This window comes from Streptomyces sp. NPDC058579 (assembly GCF_042718575.1).
Taxonomy (GTDB): Bacteria; Actinomycetota; Actinomycetes; order Streptomycetales; family Streptomycetaceae; genus Streptomyces.
On record NZ_JBHXPI010000060.1, the window covers coordinates 1 to 22,583 of the forward strand.

The window sequence follows — 22,583 nt, forward strand, 5'->3', positions numbered from 1 at the left end:
GCGCGCTGGGCATCCACTCATCGGTGAGCGGGCCGGTGGCCGCGGTCGCCCGCGCGACCTCCTCCCACATACCAGACTCCCCACCGCCAACCGGGACGGTCCCTCCCCCGCCAGTCGACACCATTCCCGCCTGGCCGTACGGGCGGACGCCGGAGAAGCCTGGGTTCCGGGCCTGGCCCGCACCCTGGGCCCAGACGGGCAGACCGGAACCGGATGGCATACTGGGATGCCGTACCGGCTCGTGCCCCACCCGCGGGGACGCTGGATCCGGCACCGCCTGCCAGCGCCCGGGAGTAGCACGAGCACTGTCAGGAGCATACTCATAGCCCATGTGTCTTCTGCCTCTTCCTGATGTCCTGGTAAGGGTTGTCCCATAACTGCTGGTCACGGGTGAGATGATCGTGGTGTGGCTGCTGTGGTCGGGGCTGTCCTGGATAGCCCCCTTCACCGGGCTGAGCCCGTGCTGCTTCGCCAGGCTGATGACCGCGCTCCGACGGGAAGGCGCGGACAAGGTGCGCTGGGGCCGACCGTGGAGCTTGTCATTGGAGGACCGGGTCCTGCTGGTCGCGGCGTACTGGCGCACGAACCTGACCCTGCGCCAGCTCGCCCCGCTGTTCGGGATGTCGAAGTCGGCGGCCGACCGCTTCATCGACCACCTCGGCTGGCGGAGCCAGTTTCGCACCGCCTCCCGGTTGATGCCGAGCTGGTCGGCGACCCCCGCTATCGAGCCGGTCCTGATATGCCGCTCTGCTCGCCTATCTCGAACACCATCCGGACCGCCCGCACACGGAGTTCGTCAGGATATTTTCTCTTCGCCGCTATAAGCCCCAATCCTCTAGAATTCGAACCCTCCAACGACCCCAGGGCGGTTCATGCGGCACCGGCTCTTGACGGTACGACAGGCTCACCGACCGGCATGCCACGAGGACCGTCCTCACGGACGTTTCTTGCTGCCGAGGACGGGGTTGTAGGCGGTGAGTGTCGTAGTCGCCGAAGCGCAGGACGTTGGTGCGGCGGTGCGGGCTGAGCACCGACAGGTCCTCCCCGCGCAGTGTCCAGCCCTCGGCCGTCAGGTCGCGCAGTGCGGTGGTCATGTCGACGGTGGTGGAGAAGATCACCGAGCTGGCCACAAGGTCGAGGAACTTGTTGCCGGGCCGCTTCGCCCATCCCGCCTGCGGTACCCGCGCAGATCTCCCCCTCCACCCGCACGCGTACCGTAGCCGCCATCCGGTCCAGCGTGGAGAATCCCGGCAGTTCAAGACCCGCCCGCACCGGTTCCTCCAACGCCACATTCACCAAATCCGCCACATGTGCCTTCACCGGCGCCGCCGCTACCATCGCCTCCTCCGCCACACGGCCTTTACGCTCGACTCCCGTGACCGACAGCAAGCAGCCCCGCCGCGAGGCAGACCTGAGCCACGAACAGGTGGCCCTCCTCGTCGAACAGTTCACCGGCCAGACCAAACCGCATCGCGGACATCACCGCGATTTGCTCATCATGTACGCCCTGGCCGGCGGCAAAGACTGGGAGACCTATGAACGCATCCTGGACCACCTCCCCCGCGTGGGCATGAAGCTCCTCCAGTACGGCCGCGGCCCACTCCAACCGGACCTGGAGAAAGCCGCCCGCGTATAGATCGAACAAGCAGCCGGGACCACCGCCCGCCAGGGCGGTATGCGCGAATACCTCCACCAGCGCACCGCCTCCTCGCTCCTGGCCACCGTGTGGTTCGCCGGACAGCACCCCCTCGTCGAACCCGGTCCTCGGCGCGACCCGCCAGGCCCCGGCCATCAACAACGACCCCACCATGCGCAACCACCGCGACACCGGCGAACCCCGCCGATCGTCGCGCACACAGGGCGATTCAGCCGCTCAAGATCGCCCTGCTATCCCTTCTGGCCGTATCTCGGCTGACCCCTGAGATGCCGTGCATCGCCGCAGCCTGGGCCGGGATGGCCACTCCGGGGTCGAGTTAGCCACGTCCGCCCCTGCGACACACGTCCATCCGGCTCCATCGTCACGACTGAGGCAGTAAGCATTTCAGTGGTGGGTCTCCAGGCTGAGGATGGCCTTGGCGATTGACGTGAGCTTATTCGGGCTGGTCCGGGCTTTGCGCGCGGCGAACAGAAGGTGCAGCAGCACCTCGCGGGCGGCATACCCGTCGAGCGATTCCATGGTCCGGCGGAAGAGGTCTTCGACAAGCCGTCGAGCTCTGGAATGTTGAGGCCCAACCACGTCCAGAACCGTGAGGCCGAGGCAGGTGTCGAACACGGTCAAACCCGGTTCGACGTCACGAGCGAGGTAGCTGAACACCCCCACGTACGGCACTCGGGCCTCATGGGCGCGGTTGAGAGCGCCCGTGTTGTACGCCGCGGCGCTCTTCGCGAGGGTCGCCGCCCCCGGACTCGTTGCTAGAGATCGCCTGAGGTCAGGGCTCCTTCGGCTACGTCCCACTTCTTGAGGATCTTGGCGTATTCGCCGCTGTCGATCACGGACTTGAGGGCCGCTTCGACAGCGTCTCGCAGCTTGTCGGCGTCCTTGGCGAACGCGATGCCATAGGGCGCGGGACGGGCCTGGGGCCCAGCGACTTCGAAGGTCCGGCCGCTATCGGTGAGGCGCGCGCTGTGGGTGGCACTGGGGTAGTCCATCAGCGCGGCGTCCACTCCCCCCGCCGCCAGGGTGTCGAGCACATCCTTGTGGCTGCCCTTCGGGTCCACGGTGGGCGCCCGCTGATCCGACTCCTCGCAGGCCCGGGCCTGCTGGCGGGCCGTCTCCTCCACGGTCGTGTCCTTCTGTACGACGACCTTCCTGCCGCACAGGTCGGAGAGCCCGGCGATCTGCCCGCTACGGCCCTTGCGGATCAGGATCGAGGTGCCCGCTTTGAAGTAGCGGACGAAGTCGACGCCGGCGCCGGTTCGTGTGCCGTCGTTGTCCGTCCCCTCTCGTCGGCTGCGGGTGTCATGGATGCCGGACATGACGGCGTCGAAGCGGTTGGCCTCCAGGCCGGGCAGCAGATCGGCGAACTCCGCGTGCTCGAACTGGAAGGACACTCCCAGCCGCTCACCAAGGACCGCGGCGAGGTCGGGTTCGACGCCGATCATCCTGCCACCTTGCGGATAGACCAGTGGGGGCATGCTGTTGATGCCCACCCGGACCAGTCCCCCCAGCCGGTACTTTTCGGGAAGCATCTCGAACAGCGGTGCGCCGGGGGCAAAGGAGGGATCGTCCGGCTGAGGGGCGGCAAGGCATCCGGTGAGCAGGGCTGCCATGAGGAGGGCGGCGCCGACAGGGCGTCCGCGCGTGGCAAGGGGATGGGCTGGATGGGGCACGTTGGTTACCAGGTCTTGTTCTTCGGAGCGGGTGAGGCGCGGGGCCCGGTCAGCCGAGCAGCATGCGGCGCAGTTCACTGCGGACTTCAGGGGTGAGGCTGGGGCCGACCCGGTCCACCAGCCTCGCCGCCTCGTAGGCGACGAGGCCGACATCGCACGTGGAGGTGCACAGGACACCCAGCGAGGAGCCGTCGGAGACGGCCATGATGCACAGGAACCCGCCGTCGGCCCCCATGTCGACCAAGGTCTGGTTCATCCGGCCGCGTCCTTGGATCGACACCGCACCCCGGGCGAGCGCCACGATGCCGCAGACGACGGCGGACAGCCGCTCCCGCGTCTCCCGGGGCAGATGGCCCGAGTCGGCCAGGGTCAGACCGTCGGCGGAGACGAGGATGGAGCTGCTCACCCCGGGGGTCTGGCGGCTGAAGTCCTCGATGAGCCAGCTGACATGGGAGTCCTGGGTGCTCAGGGTGTGCATGGATCCGCCGGTCTCGGTCATGGGGTGGGGCCATCCTTGCTGTCGGTGCTGGTGTCTGCGTCTGAGTGGTGGTCCTGGCGGGCCCGGCGCGTGCCGGCGGAGAAGCCGCTCGCCCGGCGCCGTGCCTGGGCCGGGTCCGTGCGCTGCTCCTCGCCGTTTGTGGCCGCCAGGAGGTCCGGTCCGCGCAGCGTTGCCCGGGGCGTGCGGCTCGGGAGGGCTCCGGGCCGGAGTTCCGACTGCTGGGCCGGTGCCGGTGCCGGGATCTGCGCGGGGGGCCGCGCCTGAGCGGGGATCGCGGGCCGGTGGGGGACGGCCTTCTCGGCGTCCGGCGATGGCTTGACGAAGGTGGCCGGGCCCTGCGGGGGCCGGACGGCGGTGAGTGCCGGCCCCGGTACGACCACCGAGGCGGTGGTGCCCTTGCCCATCACGCTGAGCTGCACCTTGATGTGGTGCGCGGCGGCGAGACGGCCGACGACATACAGACCCATCCGCCGGGTGGCCGAGGCGTCCAGTATGCCCGTCTGCGCCAGCGCGGCGTTCAGTTTCACCACCAGCTCCGGTGCGATACCCACGCCGCTGTCCTCGATGTCGATCAGCACGCCCCCGTCGGCGGTGGCCCGGCACGCCACCACGACCTGAGTCGAGGGGGCGGAGTACTGCGCCGCGTTCTCCATCAGTTCGGCCAGGAGATGGGTCAGATCGTGTACCACCGGGGCCGCGACCCACACCTCGACCCCTCGGATCACCTGGATGCGGGCGAACTGCTCCACCTCGGAGACCGCCGCCCGCAGCACGTCGACGAGTGGGGCCGGGGTCTGGTGAACCCGGCCGGGGTTCTCCCCGGCGAGCACCAGGAGGTTCTCGCCGTGCCTGCGCATGCGCGTGGCCAGGTGGTCGACATGGAACAGCTCCGCCAGCCTGGCCGGGTCGGCCTCCGTGCGTTCAAGGTCGGAGATGACGCCGAGCTGACGGTGGACCAGGATCTGGCTGCGCCGGGCCATCGAGGCGAGCATGCCGTTCACGCTGCCGCGCAGCGCGGCCTGTTCGACGGTCTGCTTGAGGGCCTCGGCGAAGACCTGCTCGAAGGCGCGGGACACATCGCCGATCTCATCGCGCGTGCCCAGATCGAGGGCCACGGACCGGTGGGGGCCGGTGTCCGTGCCACCGCCGGCGAGCGAGGCCACCAACTCGGGAAGTTCCTGGCGCGCCGCACGGAGCGCGGTGCGGCGCAGCCGCGTGAGCTGGCGTACCGTCACTTGGACGATCCACGCGGCGAGCAGCAGGGTCAGCAGCAGCGAGACGACCACGATTCCGCCGTTCCACCAGGCGTCCTTTTGTACCTCGTAGCGTTCGTTGGCCGCCTTCTCGCTGATCCGCAGGGCGATGCGCGTCTCGATCCGGTGCAGGTCGTCGATCACGCGGGTCGCGGAGGTATTCCAGTCCTTGAGCACGGACGCGTCCAGCTCGGACGGTTTGGCGCTGCCCGCCTTGCTCACCATCGCGGCGATGTACGCGGCGTCGAAAGCCCGTTGGAATGCCTGGACGTCCTGCTTCTCCGCGGTGACCAAAAACTCGCGGAAGACGACCTTTTGGAGTCCTGCGTGCGAAGCGGCCTCCGCCGACTCCTGCTTGGCCACCTTGCCGCGCGAGAAGCCGGCGTTGAGCAGGGCGCGTTGGCTGGAGATCGACGCCTTGCCCATGGAGAGCGAGCTCAGGGCCCAGGTGTCTGCGGCGGTGGCACCGTCGCCGCGGCCAACCTCGATCGCGAGACCGAGCAACGGGGTGATGATGTTGGCGTAGGCCAGGTCCGTCGCTACCGCGTCCAGGGTCTTGGAGTACGCCTTCGAGCGGAGCTGGGCCAGCCCCTGCAACGCTGCTTCGGTGTCCGCCAGCCGCTCGGCGAACCCGGGCCGGTCCAGCTTTACCGCGCTGCGTTGGTGATAGGTAGCCAACACCTTGTCGGTCGCCGTGCGGTACGGCGCCATGTCGGTCTTCGACTTCTCCTGCAGTGCGGCGAAGTCCCGCTCATTCCCCAGGGCGTGGGCCAATTGCGTGGCGGCCAGTACGAGTTCGGACGACTGCTCCGTGACGGCCATCTGGTCCCCCCGTTCAAGTGAGGCGCGGACCGTCGAGGCCGACAGCCCCAGGATGAGCAGCGTGGGAAGGAGCAGGATGACCGCCATCCGCGTGGAGATCTTCCAATTCTGCGGCGACAGCACAGCGGTGAACCTACGGCTGCGGCCGGCCTTTTCCGGCGGGTTCTTTGTCTTTTGCATCGGCGGCGCTGGACCCCTGGATACGTGAGCTCTTCGTCCCAGCAGCGGCATGGGACTCGGCGATGGTATAAACCGGCGGGTCCTGCCATTTCCGGTTGGAAGTGGACTATGAGCGGCAGAGGGTGATTGCGGGAATCGACCTCCTGCACTCTCGAAGGAGCACATCAGTCAATCTTTGCCCGACGCGGGACCGCTGCATCCTTCCTAGGCTCACTGGGTGGCCGCGTCGTCGGGGCCGCACTTTCGCAGTGAACACGGCACCTTCAAGAAGGCGTTCGACACAGCAGAATGGGGAGGGCGACGGGTGACACCCGACCCGAAGGACCAGTACAAGGCCCTGGAGAAGTTCGGTACGGATTTCACGGCGGCCGCGCGAGAGGGGAAACTGGATCCGCTGATCGGCCGGGACGAGGAGATCCGCCGCGTGGTGCAGGTGCTGTCGCGCCGGACGAAGAACAACCCGGTTCTCATCGGTGAGCCCGGGGTGGGCAAGACCGCCGCGGTGGAAGGCCTGGCCCAGCGGATCGTGAAGGGCGACGTCCCGGAGTCGTTGAAGAACAAGCGCCTGGTCTCGCTCGACCTGGGGGCGATGGTGGCGGGAGCGAAGTACCGGGGGGAGTTCGAGGAGCGGCTGAAGACCGTCCTCTCCGAGATCAGGGAGAGTGACGGGCAGATCATCACGTTCATCGATGAGCTGCACACCGTTGTAGGCGCCGGGGCGGGTGGAGACTCGGCGATGGACGCCGGGAACATGCTCAAGCCGATGCTGGCGCGCGGTGAGCTGCGGCTGGTGGGTGCGACGACGCTGGATGAGTACCGGGAGCGGATCGAGAAGGACCCGGCGCTGGAGCGGCGGTTCCAGCAGGTGCTGGTGGCCGAGCCGTCGGTGGAGGATGCCATCGCGATCCTGCGCGGCCTCAAGGGGCGCTACGAGGCCCATCACAAGGTACGGATCGCGGACTCCGCCCTGGTCGCCGCCACGAAGCTCTCCGACCGGTACATCACCTCGCGCTTCCTGCCCGACAAGGCCATCGACCTCGTCGACGAGGCGGCATCCCGCCTCCGCATGGAGATCGACTCCTCCCCGCTGGAGATCGACAAGCTGCAGCGGGCCGTCGACCGGCTCCGTATGGAAGTACTGTCCCTGGTGGACGAGGCCGACCCGGCCTCGGTACAGCGACTGGCGAAGCTGCGCCGGGACCTGGCCAGGCAGAAGGAGGAGCTGCACGGGCTGGTCACGCGCTGGGAGAAGGAGAAGCAGGGGCTCAACCGGGTGGGTGCCCTGAAGGAGAAGCTCGACGCGCTGCGCGGACAGGCCGAACGGGCCGAGCGCGACGGTGACTTCGGCTCTGCTTCCAAGCTGCTGTACGGGGGGATCCCGGCGCTGGAGGGGGAGTTGGCGCAGGCCAGTCAGGCCGAGGCTGGCACGATGGTCAAGGAGGGGGTCGGCCCCGACGACATCGCGGACGTGGTGGGCGCCTGGACCGGCATCCCCGCAGGCCGCCTCCTGGAGGGCGAGACGCAGAAGCTGCTGCGCATGGAGGACGAGCTCGGCAGGCGGCTGATCGGCCAGTCCGAGGCCGTACGGGCCGTCTCCGACGCCGTGCGCCGTACGCGCGCCGGGATCGCCGACCCCGACCGCCCCACCGGCTCCTTCCTCTTCCTCGGCCCCACCGGTGTCGGCAAGACGGAGCTGGCGAAGGCGCTCGCGGACTTCCTCTTCGACGACGAGCGGGCCATGGTCCGCATCGACATGTCGGAGTACAGCGAGAAGCACTCCGTCGCCCGGCTCGTCGGCGCGCCCCCCGGCTACGTCGGCTACGAGGAGGGCGGCCAGCTCACCGAGGCGGTCCGCCGGCGCCCGTACAGCGTGGTGCTGCTCGACGAGGTGGAGAAGGCGCACCCGGAGGTCTTCGACATCCTGCTCCAGGTCCTCGACGACGGCCGGCTCACCGACGGGCAGGGCCGGACGGTGGACTTCCGCAACACCATCCTGATCCTCACCTCCAACCTGGGCAGCCAGTACCTGGTCGACCCCCTGACGAGCGCAGAGACGAAGACGGAGCAGGTCCTGGAAGTGGTCCGGGCGTCCTTCCGGCCCGAGTTCCTCAACCGCCTCGACGACTTGGTGGTCTTCTCTGCACTGTCCCGCGCGGAGCTGACCCACATCGCCCGGCTCCAGATCGCCCGCCTCACCCAGCGCCTGGCCGAGCGCCGGCTGACCCTGCAGGTCACTCCCGAGGCCCTGACCTGGCTTGCTGACGAGGCCGATGACCCCGCCTACGGAGCCCGCCCGCTGCGCCGCCTGGTCCAGACCGCTATCGGCGACTGCCTCGCCAGGGAAATCCTCTCCGGTGAGATCACCGACGGCGACACCGTCCGCGTCGCCCGCCGCGGCGACGGCCTCGTCGTCGGCACGGCCCAGTCGGTCTGAGGCGCCCTCGGACCTCGAAGGCGAAGGCATGCAGGGGGCGGTGGACCCGTCTCCTTGCATCCCTGTCCTGTTGACCGCGACCAGGGACCCGCCGGGCCTCGCCGTTGTCCTGGCGGATCGGCACGGGTTCCTCTCGCGATAATCTCCCGGCGTCTCGCCCGGGAAGATGGCGACCCGTCCTGCACGGCTTCGGCACGCGGCACTTGTGCTGGCTGTCCCCCACGGCAGAATCCGCCGCCGGTGGCGGTGCTTGCTGCGGCTTGTTTGGCGGCCGTCTCAGCCTGCGGGGACCATTCGTCCGCCGCCTCGGTCACCCTGTCGCGCATTCCCATCAACTTTCGTATATAGCACCTTTCGGCGACCCTTTTAGCCTGTTTCTCATGCGACTCAATGGCGAAATCAGCCCGACCCGCCCCTTGCTCGTTGTTGCCGTCGAGGAAGAAGCCGCGTATCTCGACGACCGATGCCCGTGCTGCTGACCGGGATGGAAAAGGTCGACGCCGGCCAGCGCGCCGGCCGCCGCCCTCGGCCGCCAGCGTCCCTCCGTTGTGATCAGCCTCGGTACCGCAGGTGCCTTGCGGTCCGAGTGGACGGGCACTCACGAGGTGGACCATGTGATCCAGCACGACTTCGACACCGCATTTCTGGAGGTGGTCACCGGCCACCGGTGCGGACTGTCCGTCGCTCTGTCCGTCGCCGGGCCTGCCCTCGCCACGGGTGATGTCTTCGTCGCGGGCGAACCAGCCGGGGAACGGCTCGCCGTGCACGCGGACCTGGCCGACATGGAGGGCTACGCCCTGGCCGTGGCGACCGAACAGGCCCAGGTCCCCCTGCGCATCGTCAAGCACATCAGCGACGGCGCCAAGGAGTCCGCTGTCCGTACGTGGCGGGAGTCAGTGGACAACTGCGCCAAGGCGCTGGCCACCCGGGTGGACGCCCATCTCTCCTGACGAGACCATCGCGACCGGACCGGCCCCAGCTGGTGCGGGGCACGGGCGGCGCCGGCCGGATGGCGGGCGTGGACGCGGGCTCGACCTGCCGTGCGATCGCCGCAGTGGCGATCGGCGTCGTCCCGCTTGCCCGAATGAAAGTGAGCGGAGCACTCACCGCAACGCTCGTCCGCGCAGGCGTGCGAGCGCCATCCGCACGGGACCCTCGCGCCTGCTCCTACCCTTGCCGTCTTAGCCCTCTTACCGACTGGATGTCCGCACATGACCGCGATGCCCGCCCCCGCCGACATACCCGCTCCCGCTCTCGATCTCGCCACCCCGTACCTGGTGGTGGACCGCGACGTACTGGACCGCAACATCGCCACGATGGCCAAGGCGGCCCAAGAACGGGACCTGGCCCTGCGCCCGCACGCCAAGACGCACAAATGCCTGGAGATAGCCCAGCGCCAAATCGACCTGGGAGCAGTCGGGCTGACCGTGGCGACGGTCGGCGAAGCGGAGACGTTCCGCAAGGTGGGCTTCGACGACCTGTTCATCGCCTATCCCCTCTGGGCGTCGGGCAGCCGCGGCACGCGCCTGCGCGCCCTGGCCGAGCAGACCGCCCTGCGGGTGGGCATCGACTCCGTCGAAGGTGCCCGGATGCTCGCGCGGGCGATGCGGGGTACAGACACCGAGGTACTCATCGAGATCGACAGCGGACATCACCGCACGGGTGTACTCCCCGAGGACGCCGACGAGGTCGCGTTGGCCGCCGCCCGCGCGGGACTGCGCGTGGCCGGGGTGTTCACCTTCCCCGGCCACGGATACGGACCGGGCCGGCGCCAGCAGGCCGGCGCAGACGAGGCCGACAGCCTGGCTCGGGCGGCGGACGTACTGCGGGACGCGGGGCTCACGACAACGGTGCGCAGCGGCGGCTCGACCCCGACGGCCGCGATGGCGGACGCCACCGCCCTGTCGGAGATCCGGCCCGGCGTGTACGTCTTCAACGACGCGCAGCAGGTCGAGCTCGGCAGCTGCGACTGGCCGGACGTGGCCCTGACCGCCGTCGCCACCGTCGTCAGCAGGTCGGGCCGGCGCGCAATCTTGGACGCCGGCAGCAAGGTGCTCGGCGCCGACCAGCCGGCCTGGGCCACCGGCGGGGGGCGGCTGCCGGACCACCCCGAGGCCCTTGTCACCGCCCTGTCGGAGCACCACGCGACGGTCGATTTCCCGGACGGTGCCTGTCCCCCGCGGCTGGGTGAGTTGGTACGGGTGGCCCCCAACCATGTCTGTACGGCAGTGAACCTGGTGGACGAGCTCATCGTGGTCGCGGGCGGAAGCGAAGTCGACCGCTGGCGGGTGGCCGCCCGCGGGGCCAACGGCTGAACCGCCCCCATCACCCGTGTGCCGCCCGGCGGTTGCCGTGCCCTGTACGCGGCTCCACCGGGCGGCCCCGCCCTGGGGGCTTCCCGGAGCGTTCGTAGGCTGCATGGGTATTCCTTCCGCGAGTCCTGCCAGACCGGATCGCCGCCGACGCTATGCACCGGCCCCGGTCCCGCTGATCGGCCAAGAGATGTCCAGCCGCCGCCGAAAGGTGACTCTTGCCGGGGCAGGCCGTCCGTGGCGGAACGGCACCGCTGCTCGCGCTCCGGACCGCGTCTGTCCGCATCTGCAGGTACTCCTGCCCTGCAACGCCGTGAAATCTGGGGGGCGTTGCCCGGGGGCATCCGGCCGGAGCGCACCCGCACCCCGACCCCACGTCAGGCACCCTATGTCGCTCCGCTACTCCGGCCCTGCGGCAGAGTGAGCCCCGCTCGCATGGGGATCGCACAGGATCGATCAAGAAGAGAGAGAAATTCAGCACAACCCTTCAGCCGGAGATCGGGGAGGTTCAGCTCATCCCGTAGGCTCGCACAGCACATCGATCATGGCTCGATACAGAACCAACCAGAACTCCCGGGGTGTCGGCGGCGTCGAATGGAATCGACACCACCGACGACCGGGGGCTCTGCCTGTTACCGACAAATCACCTGGCCTGCCCTTTTCCCCTCAGAGGCGTGATGTAGGGTCGTGGGCCGGCGCGGTGACGGAGCACGTCCGCTCCGTTTCCAGCCCCCGCCGCTTCGAACCGTGCATGCGGTTCTCCCGCACACGGCTCACCGACGCCGTTCACCGGCGGCATTCGGTCTTTCCCACCAGGGCTTGCCCGCCCTGGGTGCAACGACGGTTCCGTACGGGCTGATCAGACTGAACCGCTCCGGGTCTGATGGAGGCTCGATTCCCTGAGAGGGCGTCCCCAGCGGCGTAGCGAAACGCCGCGAGGGCCCAAGCAGCCCGAAGGCCTCCAGCAGATCTGTGATGCCCTGCCGCCCGCGCCCGAAGCGCGCAACGTCCTGCCCGCCCCGCGCGCTACGGGCGACGTGGTACCGCCAGAGCTACTGGTGCTCGTCACCTACCACTGCTGGTACGTGAACGCCTACATGGCCCGGGCCCAGAGCCTGGGCACCCATCATCAGGACTGCATGCGCGAGTGGCGGCGCCTGGTCCTGTACGCCCTGACCGACGCTCTCGCACACAACCACCTCCTGGTCGGCACGATCGCCGCCTACCTCCAGCGCCAGGACCTCGACGCCGACCTCCTGCGCCGCTACCTGCAGTCACCCGACCCGACCGCTACATCACCCGCGAGACCGTCGAGCGCCTCGAAGGCCAGACAGGCGCCACACCCGATGAACGAGTCCGCGGCCGGGTTGCCAGCGTCCCTTGCGGCTGCGGCCGTCTGCCACACTGGCGCTCGGTGAACGCCGCGAGGGCGATCCGCGCCTGCAAGGCCTCGCCGAGCAGCTGCGCCCGGTCTCGACAATCACGGCAGTCGACCATGTCCGCACTCCCAACCTCGCCCTATTCGTCGGCTGAATGATTGCGCCCACTGATCGCCTGTCATGAAAATCTCCTTATGCTGAAGAAACCTGACGCCACGTAAGCTCAGAGGCATGTTCCACGTACCAGAGCGACGCCGTCATTCCTTGAGTCTTTTCCACGTGTACAGCTCGCGGGTGACTGGTGGTGAGGTGTTGACGGTGGCGTGACGTGCGGGGCATCCCGCTGGTTTGGAAAGTCGCCAAACGTAGCCTCACCTGCGGAGATGCTCCATGTTCCCGATCCTGCCGCATGCGACCTCGACGAGGAGCTCCTCGAACTGGTGACGATGGCGATCGTCGCGTGCGACGGAGAGCGTGCCTGCAAGCTGCGTCCGTACGACCGGGCCCGGTGTGCCCTGGTCTACCTGCGCAAACATGACACCTTCGAACATCTCGCAGCCGGCTTCGGTATCGGCGTAGCCACAGCCTGCCGCTATGTCAACGACACGATCGAGGGGCTCGCTGCCTTCGCCCCGTCGTTGACGGAAGCCCTCACCAGCCACCACGCCGACAGTTACCTGCTGCTGGACGGGACCGTCGCCGAGACCGACCGCGTCGCCACCGCAGGGCACTTCTCCGGCAAGGTCCGCCGCGAGGGCGTGAACCTGCAGGTCATCACTGCAGACGAGGGGAAGCTGCTGTGGCTCTCGCTAACCCTGCCCGGTGGCACCCACGACGTCAGAGCCGCCCGGGAGCACGGCATCATCGAGACCTGCGCCGCACTGGACCTCGACGTCCTCGCGGACAAGGGGTACCAGGGCGCCGGCGGCACCGTCATCACACCCATCAAACGCCGCCCGGACACCGAACTCCCCGACAAACACAAGAAATCGAACATGGTGCACGCCTCACTCCGGGCACCCGTCGAACGGACAATCTCCCGGATCAAGCAGTGGAGGATCTTCCGTCACGCCCGCATCAGCCCGAACAGGCTCACGTCAGCCGCCGCAGCGATCCTCACCCTCATGATCTACACGTGAAAAATGCTCTATGAGTGGCATCACGGCCATGCACCGGAGCTGGAGAGGAAGTTACCTTGTTCCGCTACAAAGTCATCCCAAGTGTAACTAGCAAAGCTAGCAAAGACCATCCGATTAACACGGGAAGGAGAGTGCAGCTTGCGGAGCAGGCTTTGGGTTTGCGATCCGGCGCGGCTCAACCGACCAGAAGGCATAGTTACAGTCATGCGCAACAATGGCAGATTGAGAAGGTCTTGGCAGGAAGATCCTTCCTCGGAGCCCCTCACAGCCCTGAAGAAGCCTTCAAGGCGAACCCGGGGGGTATCTCTGTAGTTGGCAGACTTAGAGATACCCAGAAATATAGAGGTAAGCCTGGATTTCGAGTACTCAATGTAGGGGAAGACTGGACTCTTCCCGTTAATGCTCGGTGGATGTACGAGGCGTACGCCGCTAGGCAGCGAGTTCTCCTGGTTTCTTTTGAGCAGCGTTGGCGAACACCCGAGCAATCTGACAAATATTACAGCAACTTGAGCCACATGGAGGATAGGCTAATTGTCACGGCGCGCGAATTGGCGTTCCTTAAAATGCTTGGATATACGGAAACGACGATAGATCGCTCGGAAGGCGCGTTGGTTCTCGACCCTTCACAAACGGCTGGGCCTCCAATCTCTTTGGAAATGGCACTCGATAGACTTCCGATCTGGGGGTTGGGTACGGCGCATCGTGGCAGAAGTCCGGACGCCAACGCGAAAGATTCGGATAGCACCGGGTACCGTCGCACGCACGGAATCGTGACCGATTCCGAATCATCCAATCCTAATATCGAGGCCGATGTCATCATGACTGCTGCAGTCTTGGGACTCGCGGTTTCGCAAATTACCAGTGGGCTTCCAATTCGATTTGACATAGACCCTCGGTGGAAAGAGGACGAGGAGTCCTTCAAGGCGGTAATCGGGCAACTTGACACCGCCGCCGAAGGCTACCTTAGCCGGAAGAATCTGCTGCCAGCTGCCACGATTTCTGCGGGATTCGCCCCACGGCACACCAAGGGAGCGGTTATCGCCGGCGTCTACCGCATGGCCGGCCAGGAGCCGCCCTCTTCGGTCAACGAGCCAGCACTATCACCGAAGGGGAAGGAGCTTTACGAGAAGATCCGAAATGAGGAAGTGCAACAGTACCTAGGACGCGGCGCCTACACCGGCTTCGTCGAAAACAGAAATACTATGGAGAACACAGACCCATTTGGCCCACTGTCCACCACCCGCTTCCTGGTCCCGGATCCGGACACCCTGCATGAGACCTCGATGCCGCATCCACGATGGTTGCCGTCGGATCAAAGCCCACTGTGGGGCCCACGTCTGCGATGGGAGCAGCATTCGGATATGCCCTGGGGAATTATTGGGGGTGACAAAGCGAGGGAGTTGCCGAAACCGCACAGCATGACAGCGTGGAATGAGGCCGACCAGATCACCGCCCTAATGAAAGCGCAAGGAATGGTCTTTGAGGGCGAATCCCCGCTGTCGGACCGCATCGCGGGATACACACATGGCATGATTCAGGCGATTTACAAAGCGTATGCTCTTGGCCCTAACGCCACGCCATATGAAATCACGGTGGGGGCTGAGACAACCAAGCTGGCCTCGTGCCTGCCTTGCAGCCTGTTCATGATAGCGCTGGGGTACCCCCCGACCTCAATCCACCTGGGCAGGGGGGAGTCATGGGTACCCCTGTACGGGCCGTATAATCCAGGCCGAAGCAGTGAGCCAGCCGAGCAAGCCGTGATCCGAGATCTTAACACCTCCTGGCAGGAGAAGTGTGCCAAGTGGCTTGCTCTCGGACTGGATGTGCTGGAGCAGGAGGGCGTGACCGCTGACCATCAGGAATCTGTTACCGCTGTGCGGAATTACCTCGATAGAAACTCGGAGGACAAGTCAGTCGCCTCGGTGCTCATTCTCGACGCGGTGACCATCCATGAGAACGAGACGGACCGAATTGCCCGAACACTCAAGCCTCAACCTAACGGATGAAATCCTCAACGCCGCTGCGTTTAGCGTGGTGAGCGACCCTGTTGCCCATTTGATTGATGACTGGTCGTCACGGTGCTCCCGGTGTCAGGCTTGCCGATGCGGCAGGTTGTCTTCCGTTTCCCCGGTCGCGGGGTGGGGGTGGTCGTGTCGATGGAGCCGATGCCGTGGCCGGAGCCGGCGCCTGAGGTCGCGCGGGCGGTGCGGGCGAAGAACTACGGGCGGAAGGTCCCGTTGCCGGTGGCGGTGCGTGACCGGCTGGGTGAGCTGTTCCCGGACGCCGAGTACACGCAGGCGTTCGGTAAGACCGGGCCAGCCGACTGGTCGCCGGGGCGCCTCGCGCCGGTCACGGTGTTCCAGCTGGCCGAGGGCCTGACCGACCGACAGGCCGCCGATGCGGTGCGTGACCGGCTGTCGTGGATGTACGCGCTGGGCCTGGGCCTGACCGACACCGGGTTCGACCACACCGTGCTGACGCGGTTCCGGGACCGCGTGCTCGCACACGCACGAGACAGAGCACCTTGGCTGCGTCACATCTGCACCCTCGGGCGACTGTTCCGAATGCACCGAGCTCGGCCTCAACGCCTCCCGCCCTTGCAGTGCGATCCACGCAGAGCGCAATGCATGCAGACAAGTACGTACCCTCAAGAAGGGAAGGAACCTTGGGCATCACAACATCCCGCCCGTCCCGCCGGAGCTTGATCACACTCGGAGCAGGGAGCGCGCTCGCCGCTGCCCTGCCCTTGGCCTCACGGGCATCCGCATCGACACAATCTGCCGGAATGGGCAGCATCACCCGGCAGCTGCGGGAACTTGAACGGCAGCATGCCGCGCGCCTGGGCGTCTTCGCCCACCACACCGTCACGGGCCTCACCGTGCGATACCGCGCGGACGAACGCTTCCCTCTGTGCTCACTGTTCAAGACCCTGGCCGGCGCCGCTGTCCTGCGCGACCTTGACAACAACGGCGAGTTCCTGGCTCAGCGCATCCGCTACACCGAGCAGGACGTCACCAGCTCCGGCTACGCCCCCATTACCGGCAAGCCCGAGAACCTCGCCAACGGCATGACCGTGTCCCAACTGTGCGAGGCCACCATCTGCTATAGCGACAACGCCGCGGGCAACCTCCTGCTGCGAGAACTGCACGGCCCCACCGCCATCACCCGCTTCTGCCGCTCCATCGGTGATCCCCTCACCCGCCTCGACCGCTGGGAACCCGACCTGAACTCCGCCGAACCATGGCGCACGACCGATACCACCAGCCCCCGCGCCATCGGCCAGACCTACCAGCGTCTCGTCCTCGGCAACGCGCTCCCTAGCGACGACCGCACACAACTCACCAACTGGCTGCTCGCCAACACCACCAGCGGCGAGAAGTTCCGCGCGGGGCTCCCCTCGGACTGGACCATCGCCGACAAGACCGGCGGAGGCGGCTACGGAACCAACCATGACGTGGGCATCACCTGGCCCCCGGGCCAGCCCCCCATCGTGCTCGCCGTCTTGACCACGAAGCGCGAGCCCGACGCGTCGCCCGACAACCCCCTGGTCGCCCGGGCTGCCGCCCTGGTGGCGGCGACCCTCACCTGATCCCGCGCACTCCGCCAGGTGTGTTCCGTCTCACGGCCATGCCCCGGCACATCGGATGGGCAAAGGCTCGGACCGGTCGGCTGTCCACAGCGTCGTCGGGATCCACGAGGGCACCCCGCCAGGGGCGCCGGTCCGGGCTGCAGGCGGACAGCGACGGGTTGACTGCTACCCGGCGGCCCGTCCGGGAAGGACAGCTCCCTTGTCATCCTCGGGATTGCACGATCCACTTTCGCCCGGTATGGGGCCTGTCATGCGCTCCTAGTCTCGTGTCCCAAGTGGGGCACACCGCTAGTCGGCCGACCGGGCCCCTGTGAGCAGTGAGGGCGATGCGAGGCATGTTCATGAACGAGACAGCGGCCGCGGCCCATCGCCGACACCAGCAGCAGCCCAAGAAGGAGGCAGAGCAAAGCGTACGGAGGCAACGGGAGACGCAGGGTGTCCTGAACCAACTCGCCGACGCCGCCGGGCAGGAGCTCCAGCTCGCCGACTTCCAAAGGCTCCCGCTCAGCGTGCAGCTGGCCGTCTTGACCTACGGCATGTCCGTCGTGTCACCGGCGGGCGGTGAGATGCAGCAGCGGCTGGACGACCGGCCCGCCGCCCGCCCGAGGGAACACCGCGAGCCCCCCAAGCCCCCTACGTCCGGCGCCGATTCACCGTCGTCCGATGCCGGAGCGAGCGAGCCCTCCGGCGGGTCCTGGCCTTCACTGTTCACCTTCCCTGCCGCAGCAGCCTCATCGCTCCACTCACGACCGGCGCCCTGGTCCCAGACCGGCACGAGCTCCCGGGCTGCCGCCAGCCACGACATGGCGGTGGTCGTTTCGCCCGACCGTGTCCTCGGCCAACTGCCGTCGATGTGCGAGACATCCGGGATTCTCAGCCGGGGCACCCTGCAGGTGAGGTGTTCGGAGGCTAGCCCGTTCCTCAACGTGTACGTCAACGTCCGTGCGTACCACCCCAGCGTGGGACACTGGGGGTGGGACTTCGAGTTCCCGGCGGACGGCCAGTGGCACCCGGTCGTGCCTCCCAGTCCGCTTCAAGCGGAGGGTCCCTCCCTCATATCTATCAAAGGCCGCCACCACAAGTCCAAGCCGGCGAAGGACCCAGACCCCGCTGAGACACTCAGCATCCAAGGCCCCTCCCCTCGACCGCCTTCGGACTCCGAACACACCGGCGTCGGCAGTCAGGTGACAGCACCGGACGGACACCGCGTCCGGCACCCGCACCACACCCGACGAGGCGGGCACCGGCCCACAGCCACCACGCCCTCCGCAAGCACGGACACAGCGCCGGGGCACAAGGGCGTCAAGGGCGGCGGCCCTCAACACCAGGTCGACCCGATCGCGACGGCGGGCCTCGCCCGCGGCTACAACGCCCTGGTCGACCTCGTGGAAGACCACACCGTCGACTACCGCCAGACCGGGGCACAGCTCAAAGGCTCCGTGGTGGCCCTGTCAAAGATGCCCGCCAACGTCGTCAACCTGCTGATGTTGCACAACTCCGTGACGCAGGACGACCCCAACGGGCTGGGCATCGCCTCCACCTCCGCCAGCACCCTGTCCTCGACGTTCGACACCATGGCCACGTTCCTCAACGTGCACGGCGGGAAGACCACGAAGGCACTGGGCAAGCTCGCGGGCCGGGCGGCAGGGGTCGCAGGGCTACTGGCTGACTCCGCGTCGCTGGTCAACTCCGTCAAGAACGGCGAGACGATCGACATCGTCATCGACACCACCGCGGTCGTGGCCAGTGTGGTCAGCCTGTTCAAGCCCGGCATCGGCCTGGTGATCGCCATCCCCGGCATCCTCTACGCCCTGGACAGCGTCTTCCTCGACAAGCCACCGATGCCCGACGAACTGCTCGCCACCATGGAGTCGCAGATGCGTCAGGGCGTCTCCGGCGCGGAGGCCCAGGTACACAAGCGCTTCGCAGCCAAGGAACAGGCGCTGGAGCTCGAGGTCGGCGTCATGCTCGCGGGCCTCGATGAGCAGCACCACAAGGAAGTACGGGATCTGCGCGGCACGGAAGGCTCCCGTGCTAAGCGGGCCGAGCTCCGCACAAGCCTCGCCGAGGCCAAGGCGGGCTTCATGGCGTACCGGGACAGCGAACTCAAAAAGATCTCGGCGGAACGGGACCAGGCACTCATCGACGTCCGCAAGCTCGTCATCGGCCGGTTCCACAGCGATTGGTACAAGTGGATCGCCGATCGCGAACTCTCACTCGTCTACGAATTCAAGATCGAGTCCTTCATCGAACAGCACGCCCACTGGGACATCAACCCCGTGCGGACCAAGGTCACCGCTTACTGGAAGGACTTTATGCAGCAAGTCACCACGCAGGTCACGAGCAGCGCCCGACGTCACGCGGGCGACATGAGCACCTGGTCCACGAGCGGCTTCAAGTGGCCGGCCGCACCTCGCCGGAACCACGCCTCGTGGTTGCCCTGGGAATAGAGGGAACCCGGAGACCATGGGCTGTAGGCGTCATGCCTATAGGCGGGGTCCCGCTTCCCAGCCGGGCACTCGAGCTCTCTTCGCACTGCCTTGCGCCCCGCCTGCATGACATCGTCTTCGAACTCGCCGAAGACCAAGGCATGAGGTACGCGCGGTCGGCGTCCCCGGGTGGTCCAGCACTGCGCATCATCCGGGCCCAGGCCGACACAGCCCCGTCGCCACCGGTCACCTCGGCCGGCATCCCACCCGGAACCTACGAAGGCCCTGGACACAAGCAGGTCACCGCCACTTCACCCCACGCCAACCGAAAGCGGCACCATGAAGCGAATATCTCAGCCCTGTCCCGGCAACAGCCCGTCCTCCACCAGGCCGTTTGCCGTGCTGCGCCGCGCCGGGGCAGCACTGGCCCTGGCCGTGGGCCTGGTGACAGCCGGCCCCTCACTCACCCAAGCCTCTGCCGCATCAGACCAAGCACCACCGAAGGTACTGGTGCAGCCGGGCGCGGTGACGGCTGAGGAGCAACGGGCCGTGGAGAGCTACTGGACACCGCAGCGCATGGGCGCAGCCGGCCGTGGGGAAGCACCGCCCCCGATCACGCAGATGCCGCCGCCCGGCGCTCTCTTCCCGAACACGGGATATGCCTGGGCCCAGGACGGGGCGGTGAACCGCACGGTAGGCCGGCTCTTCTTCACCGCACCCGGTTCAGGTGACGGGAGCTGCACGGCAACGGTGGTGGACAGTCCGTCGGGCTCGACCGTAGTGACAGCCGCACACTGCCTGAGCACCTTCCTCGAGGAGGACCGGCCCGACGTGTGGAACACGAATGTGTACTTCGTGCCGGGCTATCTCGATGGCGCAAAGCCGATGGGGGGTTCTCCGCCCGCGCCAGCGTGGTCACGGACGGGTACTTCACCCAGCATCGTTCTGCTGAGGACTTCGCCATGCTCGTCATGAACAAGGCCCCCGACGGCCGTCCCATCGCCGAGGTGACCGGTAGCCAGCGCATCGCGTTCAACGCGGAGAGGGAAACCGGCCAGCCCACCTTCGCCTTCGGCTACAGCGCGGCCATGTGGAATGGCAAGCCCTGGGATATGGGACAGCTCCTGGGGTACAGCAGCGGCAAAGCGCAGTCGTTCAATGACCAGGACTCCAATGATCAGTGGGGCGTTCGCAGTGACCAGAGCGGCGGCTCCAGCGGCGGCCCGCACCTGATCGGCTTCAACCCGGCTACCGCAACCGGAACCGTCGTCGGCGTCACCTCGCAGGGTGGCTACCTGCCCGACGACGCGGATTTCAAGAACCGCTACTCGATCGCCGCCAACTTCGACACCACCGCCCAAACCCTCTACAACCATGCACAGAGTACCCACCCCTGAGGGTTCCTGGTCGGGTGATGGGCTGTGTCATGAATCAGGTGTGAGCTTCCCCGAAGGAGTCACCTGATGAGCACGACGGTTGATCACTCGATCGAGGCGGCGGCTGGTGTGTCGCTTGCCGAGGACGTGAACGGCGCGCAGGGTGCCGACGTGAGGACGACGAGGACCGAGCCCTCGGTGAATGGGCTGAGTCTGCCGCTGCTGGACGAGTTGGAGATGCTGGCCACCGAGAAGGTCCAGGCTGGTGAGGGACTGCTGCTGATGGGGGAGGGCGGGATCCTGCCCGAGCTGGCCCAGCACTTGCAGGCCGCGCTGGAGGCCGAGATGGACCTGCACCTCCAGGCGGAGGCCGGCCGGGTCGGCGGCCGGGGGTCACGCTCGGGCGGGAACATGCGCAACGGTTACCGGAGCAAGAAGGTGATGACGGAGGTCGGCACCGTGACGGTGCAGGTTCCCCGGGACCGGCTGGGTACCTTCCGGCCCCAGGCGCTGCCGAAGTACGCCCGGCGCACGGGCGCCCTGGACGATCTGGTGATCTCGCTGACCGCGAAGGGCCTGACCTCGGGAGAGATCGTGGCCCACCTCGCCCAGACCTACGGGATGGTGACGACGAAGGAGACCATCTCCGCGATTACCGACAAGGCGCTGGAGTCGATGGCGGAATGGCGCGACCGTCCGCTGGACGCGGTCTACCCGGTGGTATTCATCGATTGTGTGCACGTGAAGATCCGTGACGGGCACGTGGCCAACCGTCCTGTGTACGTGGCTGTCGCGGACTGCGGACGGCTACCGGGAGATCCTGGGACTGTGGGCCGGCCAGGGCGGAGAGGGCGCGAAGTACTGGCAGACCGTCCTGACGGAGATCAAGAACCGGGGCGTGCGTGATGTGCTGATGCTGGTCTGCGATGGGCTGACCGCGCTGCCCGAGGCGGTTAACACCGTCTGGCCCCAGACCGTGGTCCAGACCTGCATCGTTCACCTGATCAGGAACTCGCTGCGATACGCCTCGCGGCGGGACTGGGCCGAACTCGCCCGCGACCTCAAGCCCGTCTACACCGCCGCCAACGAGGACGAGGCCCGCTTGCGGCTGGCCGAGTTCGACGAGAAATGGGGCAAGAGGTATCCGTCGATCGCCGGGATCTGGCAGCGGGCCTGGAGCGAGTTCGTCCCCTTCCTAGGCCTGCCCGACGCGATCCGGCAGGTCGTCTACACCACCAACGCCATTGAGGCCCTGAACGGTCGCTACCGGCGCGCGGTCCAGGCCTGCGGACATTTCCCCACTGAGCAGGCCGCCCTCAAGCGCCTGTACCTGGCCACCCTCGCCCTCGACCCCACCGGACGCGGCCGCCAGCGCTGGAACAACCGCTGGAAGACCGCCCTCGACGAGTTCGACGTCCTCTTCGACGGCCGCCCTTCGGCCGGACGAGTGTGAGCCGAACAGCCCACCGAACAACTCGTAGGCCAAACAGACGAATCACACCTGAATCCTGATAGAGCCAATTGAGATGACGTCAAGAACGGGTTCTGGGAACCGGTCGGGGATCGGCGGAGGTCCGGCGGCCCGTTGTCGATCTTGCTAGACCAAGGACCGCGTTTGTGAGAGTCGGATCATGTCGACGGTGTGCAGCAGGTAGCCGGCGCGCGGGATCAGTTCGGTCTCCAGGCCCCGCTCGGTCCCGATGAACGAGACCTCCGCGCCGGGTGCGGCAGCACGCAGTGCCTCCGCCAGGGCCAGGCCGGGATAGATGTGGCCGCCGGTGCGCCCGCCAGGGCCAGGCCGGGATAGATGTGGCCGCCGGTGCGCCCGCGCCGATCACGAC

16 protein-coding genes and 4 pseudogenes are annotated in these 22,583 nt (G+C 67.1%); 14 read left to right on the forward strand and 6 right to left on the reverse strand.

Going from position 1 to position 22,583, the window contains the following annotated elements:
• Nucleotides 1-395: 395 nt before the first annotated feature.
• Nucleotides 396-662 (forward strand): annotated as a pseudogene (locus ACFWRO_RS34625) (transposase family protein); the annotation flags it as partial.
• 156 nt (nt 663-818) lie between these two features.
• Here the strand turns inward: ACFWRO_RS34625 and ACFWRO_RS34630 are convergent.
• Entirely contained in the window at nt 819-1,292 is a 474-nt protein-coding gene (locus ACFWRO_RS34630; RefSeq protein ID WP_384517879.1) for a Tn3 family transposase, read from the reverse strand.
• 83 nt (nt 1,293-1,375) lie between these two features.
• Here ACFWRO_RS34630 and ACFWRO_RS34635 point away from each other — a divergent pair, with 83 nt between their 5' ends.
• The gene (locus tag ACFWRO_RS34635; protein ID WP_384517881.1) at nt 1,376-1,636 is read left to right on the forward strand and encodes a hypothetical protein; all 261 of its coding nucleotides are present in this window, start codon (nt 1,376-1,378) and stop codon (nt 1,634-1,636) included.
• A gap of 405 nt (nt 1,637-2,041) precedes the next feature.
• Here the strand turns inward: ACFWRO_RS34635 and ACFWRO_RS34640 are convergent, their stop codons facing one another.
• The 4 genes from ACFWRO_RS34640 to ACFWRO_RS34655 form a co-directional block, all read right to left on the reverse strand.
• Nucleotides 2,042-2,314 (reverse strand): hypothetical protein, encoded by a 273-nt coding sequence (locus ACFWRO_RS34640; RefSeq protein ID WP_384517884.1) that lies wholly within the window; start codon nt 2,312-2,314, stop codon nt 2,042-2,044.
• 98 nt (nt 2,315-2,412) lie between these two features.
• Nucleotides 2,413-3,270, reverse strand: coding sequence for a transporter substrate-binding domain-containing protein (locus tag ACFWRO_RS34645; RefSeq protein ID WP_384517886.1), 858 nt, complete (start codon nt 3,268-3,270; stop codon nt 2,413-2,415).
• Between the two features lie 109 nt (nt 3,271-3,379).
• Complete coding sequence (locus ACFWRO_RS34650; protein WP_384517889.1) at nt 3,380-3,829, reverse strand: roadblock/LC7 domain-containing protein; 450 nt, start codon at nt 3,827-3,829, stop codon at nt 3,380-3,382.
• A complete protein-coding gene (locus ACFWRO_RS34655; RefSeq protein WP_384517892.1) occupies nt 3,826-6,027 on the reverse strand; it encodes a nitrate- and nitrite sensing domain-containing protein in 2,202 nt (733 codons plus the stop codon). Before ACFWRO_RS34655 ends, ACFWRO_RS34650 begins: the two co-directional genes overlap by 4 nt.
• Before the next feature lie 355 nt (nt 6,028-6,382).
• Here ACFWRO_RS34655 and ACFWRO_RS34660 point away from each other — a divergent pair.
• The 12 genes and pseudogenes from ACFWRO_RS34660 to ACFWRO_RS34715 form a co-directional block, all read left to right on the forward strand.
• Nucleotides 6,383-8,518: pseudogene (locus ACFWRO_RS34660) on the forward strand (ATP-dependent Clp protease ATP-binding subunit); the annotation flags it as partial.
• A 527-nt stretch (nt 8,519-9,045) separates the two neighbouring features.
• Nucleotides 9,046-9,468: pseudogene (locus ACFWRO_RS34665) on the forward strand (nucleosidase); the annotation flags it as partial.
• A gap of 261 nt (nt 9,469-9,729) precedes the next feature.
• Nucleotides 9,730-10,833, forward strand: a complete 1,104-nt coding sequence (locus tag ACFWRO_RS34670; RefSeq protein ID WP_384517895.1) for an alanine racemase — start codon at nt 9,730-9,732, stop codon at nt 10,831-10,833.
• 1,055 nt (nt 10,834-11,888) lie between these two features.
• Nucleotides 11,889-12,248: a hypothetical protein gene (locus tag ACFWRO_RS34675; protein ID WP_384517898.1), complete on the forward strand. Its 360-nt coding sequence runs from the start codon at nt 11,889-11,891 to the stop codon at nt 12,246-12,248.
• A 344-nt stretch (nt 12,249-12,592) separates the two neighbouring features.
• Nucleotides 12,593-13,348 carry a transposase family protein gene (locus ACFWRO_RS34680; protein ID WP_384517901.1) on the forward strand — a complete coding sequence of 252 codons (756 nt, stop codon included), beginning with the start codon at nt 12,593-12,595 and terminating at the stop codon, nt 13,346-13,348.
• 410 nt (nt 13,349-13,758) lie between these two features.
• Nucleotides 13,759-15,354, forward strand: coding sequence for a hypothetical protein (locus ACFWRO_RS34685; protein ID WP_384517903.1), 1,596 nt, complete (start codon nt 13,759-13,761; stop codon nt 15,352-15,354).
• 81 nt (nt 15,355-15,435) lie between these two features.
• Nucleotides 15,436-16,053, forward strand: a complete 618-nt coding sequence (locus ACFWRO_RS34690) for a transposase (RefSeq protein ID WP_384517906.1) — start codon at nt 15,436-15,438, stop codon at nt 16,051-16,053.
• On the forward strand, nt 15,972-16,937 hold the full coding sequence (gene bla, locus ACFWRO_RS34695; RefSeq protein ID WP_384517908.1) for a class A beta-lactamase: 966 nt from the start codon (nt 15,972-15,974) through the stop codon (nt 16,935-16,937). The genes ACFWRO_RS34690 and bla overlap by 82 nt, the downstream gene beginning before the upstream one ends.
• A gap of 1,385 nt (nt 16,938-18,322) precedes the next feature.
• Complete coding sequence (locus tag ACFWRO_RS34700; RefSeq protein WP_384517910.1) at nt 18,323-19,387, forward strand: hypothetical protein; 1,065 nt, start codon at nt 18,323-18,325, stop codon at nt 19,385-19,387.
• 941 nt (nt 19,388-20,328) lie between these two features.
• A complete protein-coding gene (locus tag ACFWRO_RS34705) occupies nt 20,329-20,763 on the forward strand; it encodes a hypothetical protein (RefSeq protein ID WP_384517913.1) in 435 nt (144 codons plus the stop codon).
• A gap of 66 nt (nt 20,764-20,829) precedes the next feature.
• Nucleotides 20,830-21,648 carry a transposase gene (locus tag ACFWRO_RS34710; RefSeq protein WP_384517916.1) on the forward strand — a complete coding sequence of 273 codons (819 nt, stop codon included), beginning with the start codon at nt 20,830-20,832 and terminating at the stop codon, nt 21,646-21,648.
• The gene (locus ACFWRO_RS34715) at nt 21,569-22,195 is read left to right on the forward strand and encodes a transposase (protein WP_384517956.1); all 627 of its coding nucleotides are present in this window, start codon (nt 21,569-21,571) and stop codon (nt 22,193-22,195) included. Before ACFWRO_RS34710 ends, ACFWRO_RS34715 begins: the two co-directional genes overlap by 80 nt.
• Before the next feature lie 174 nt (nt 22,196-22,369).
• Here the strand turns inward: ACFWRO_RS34715 and ACFWRO_RS34720 are convergent.
• Nucleotides 22,370-22,537, reverse strand: a pseudogene (locus tag ACFWRO_RS34720) (glycosyltransferase); the annotation flags it as partial.
• Nucleotides 22,538-22,583: the final 46 nt, after the last annotated feature.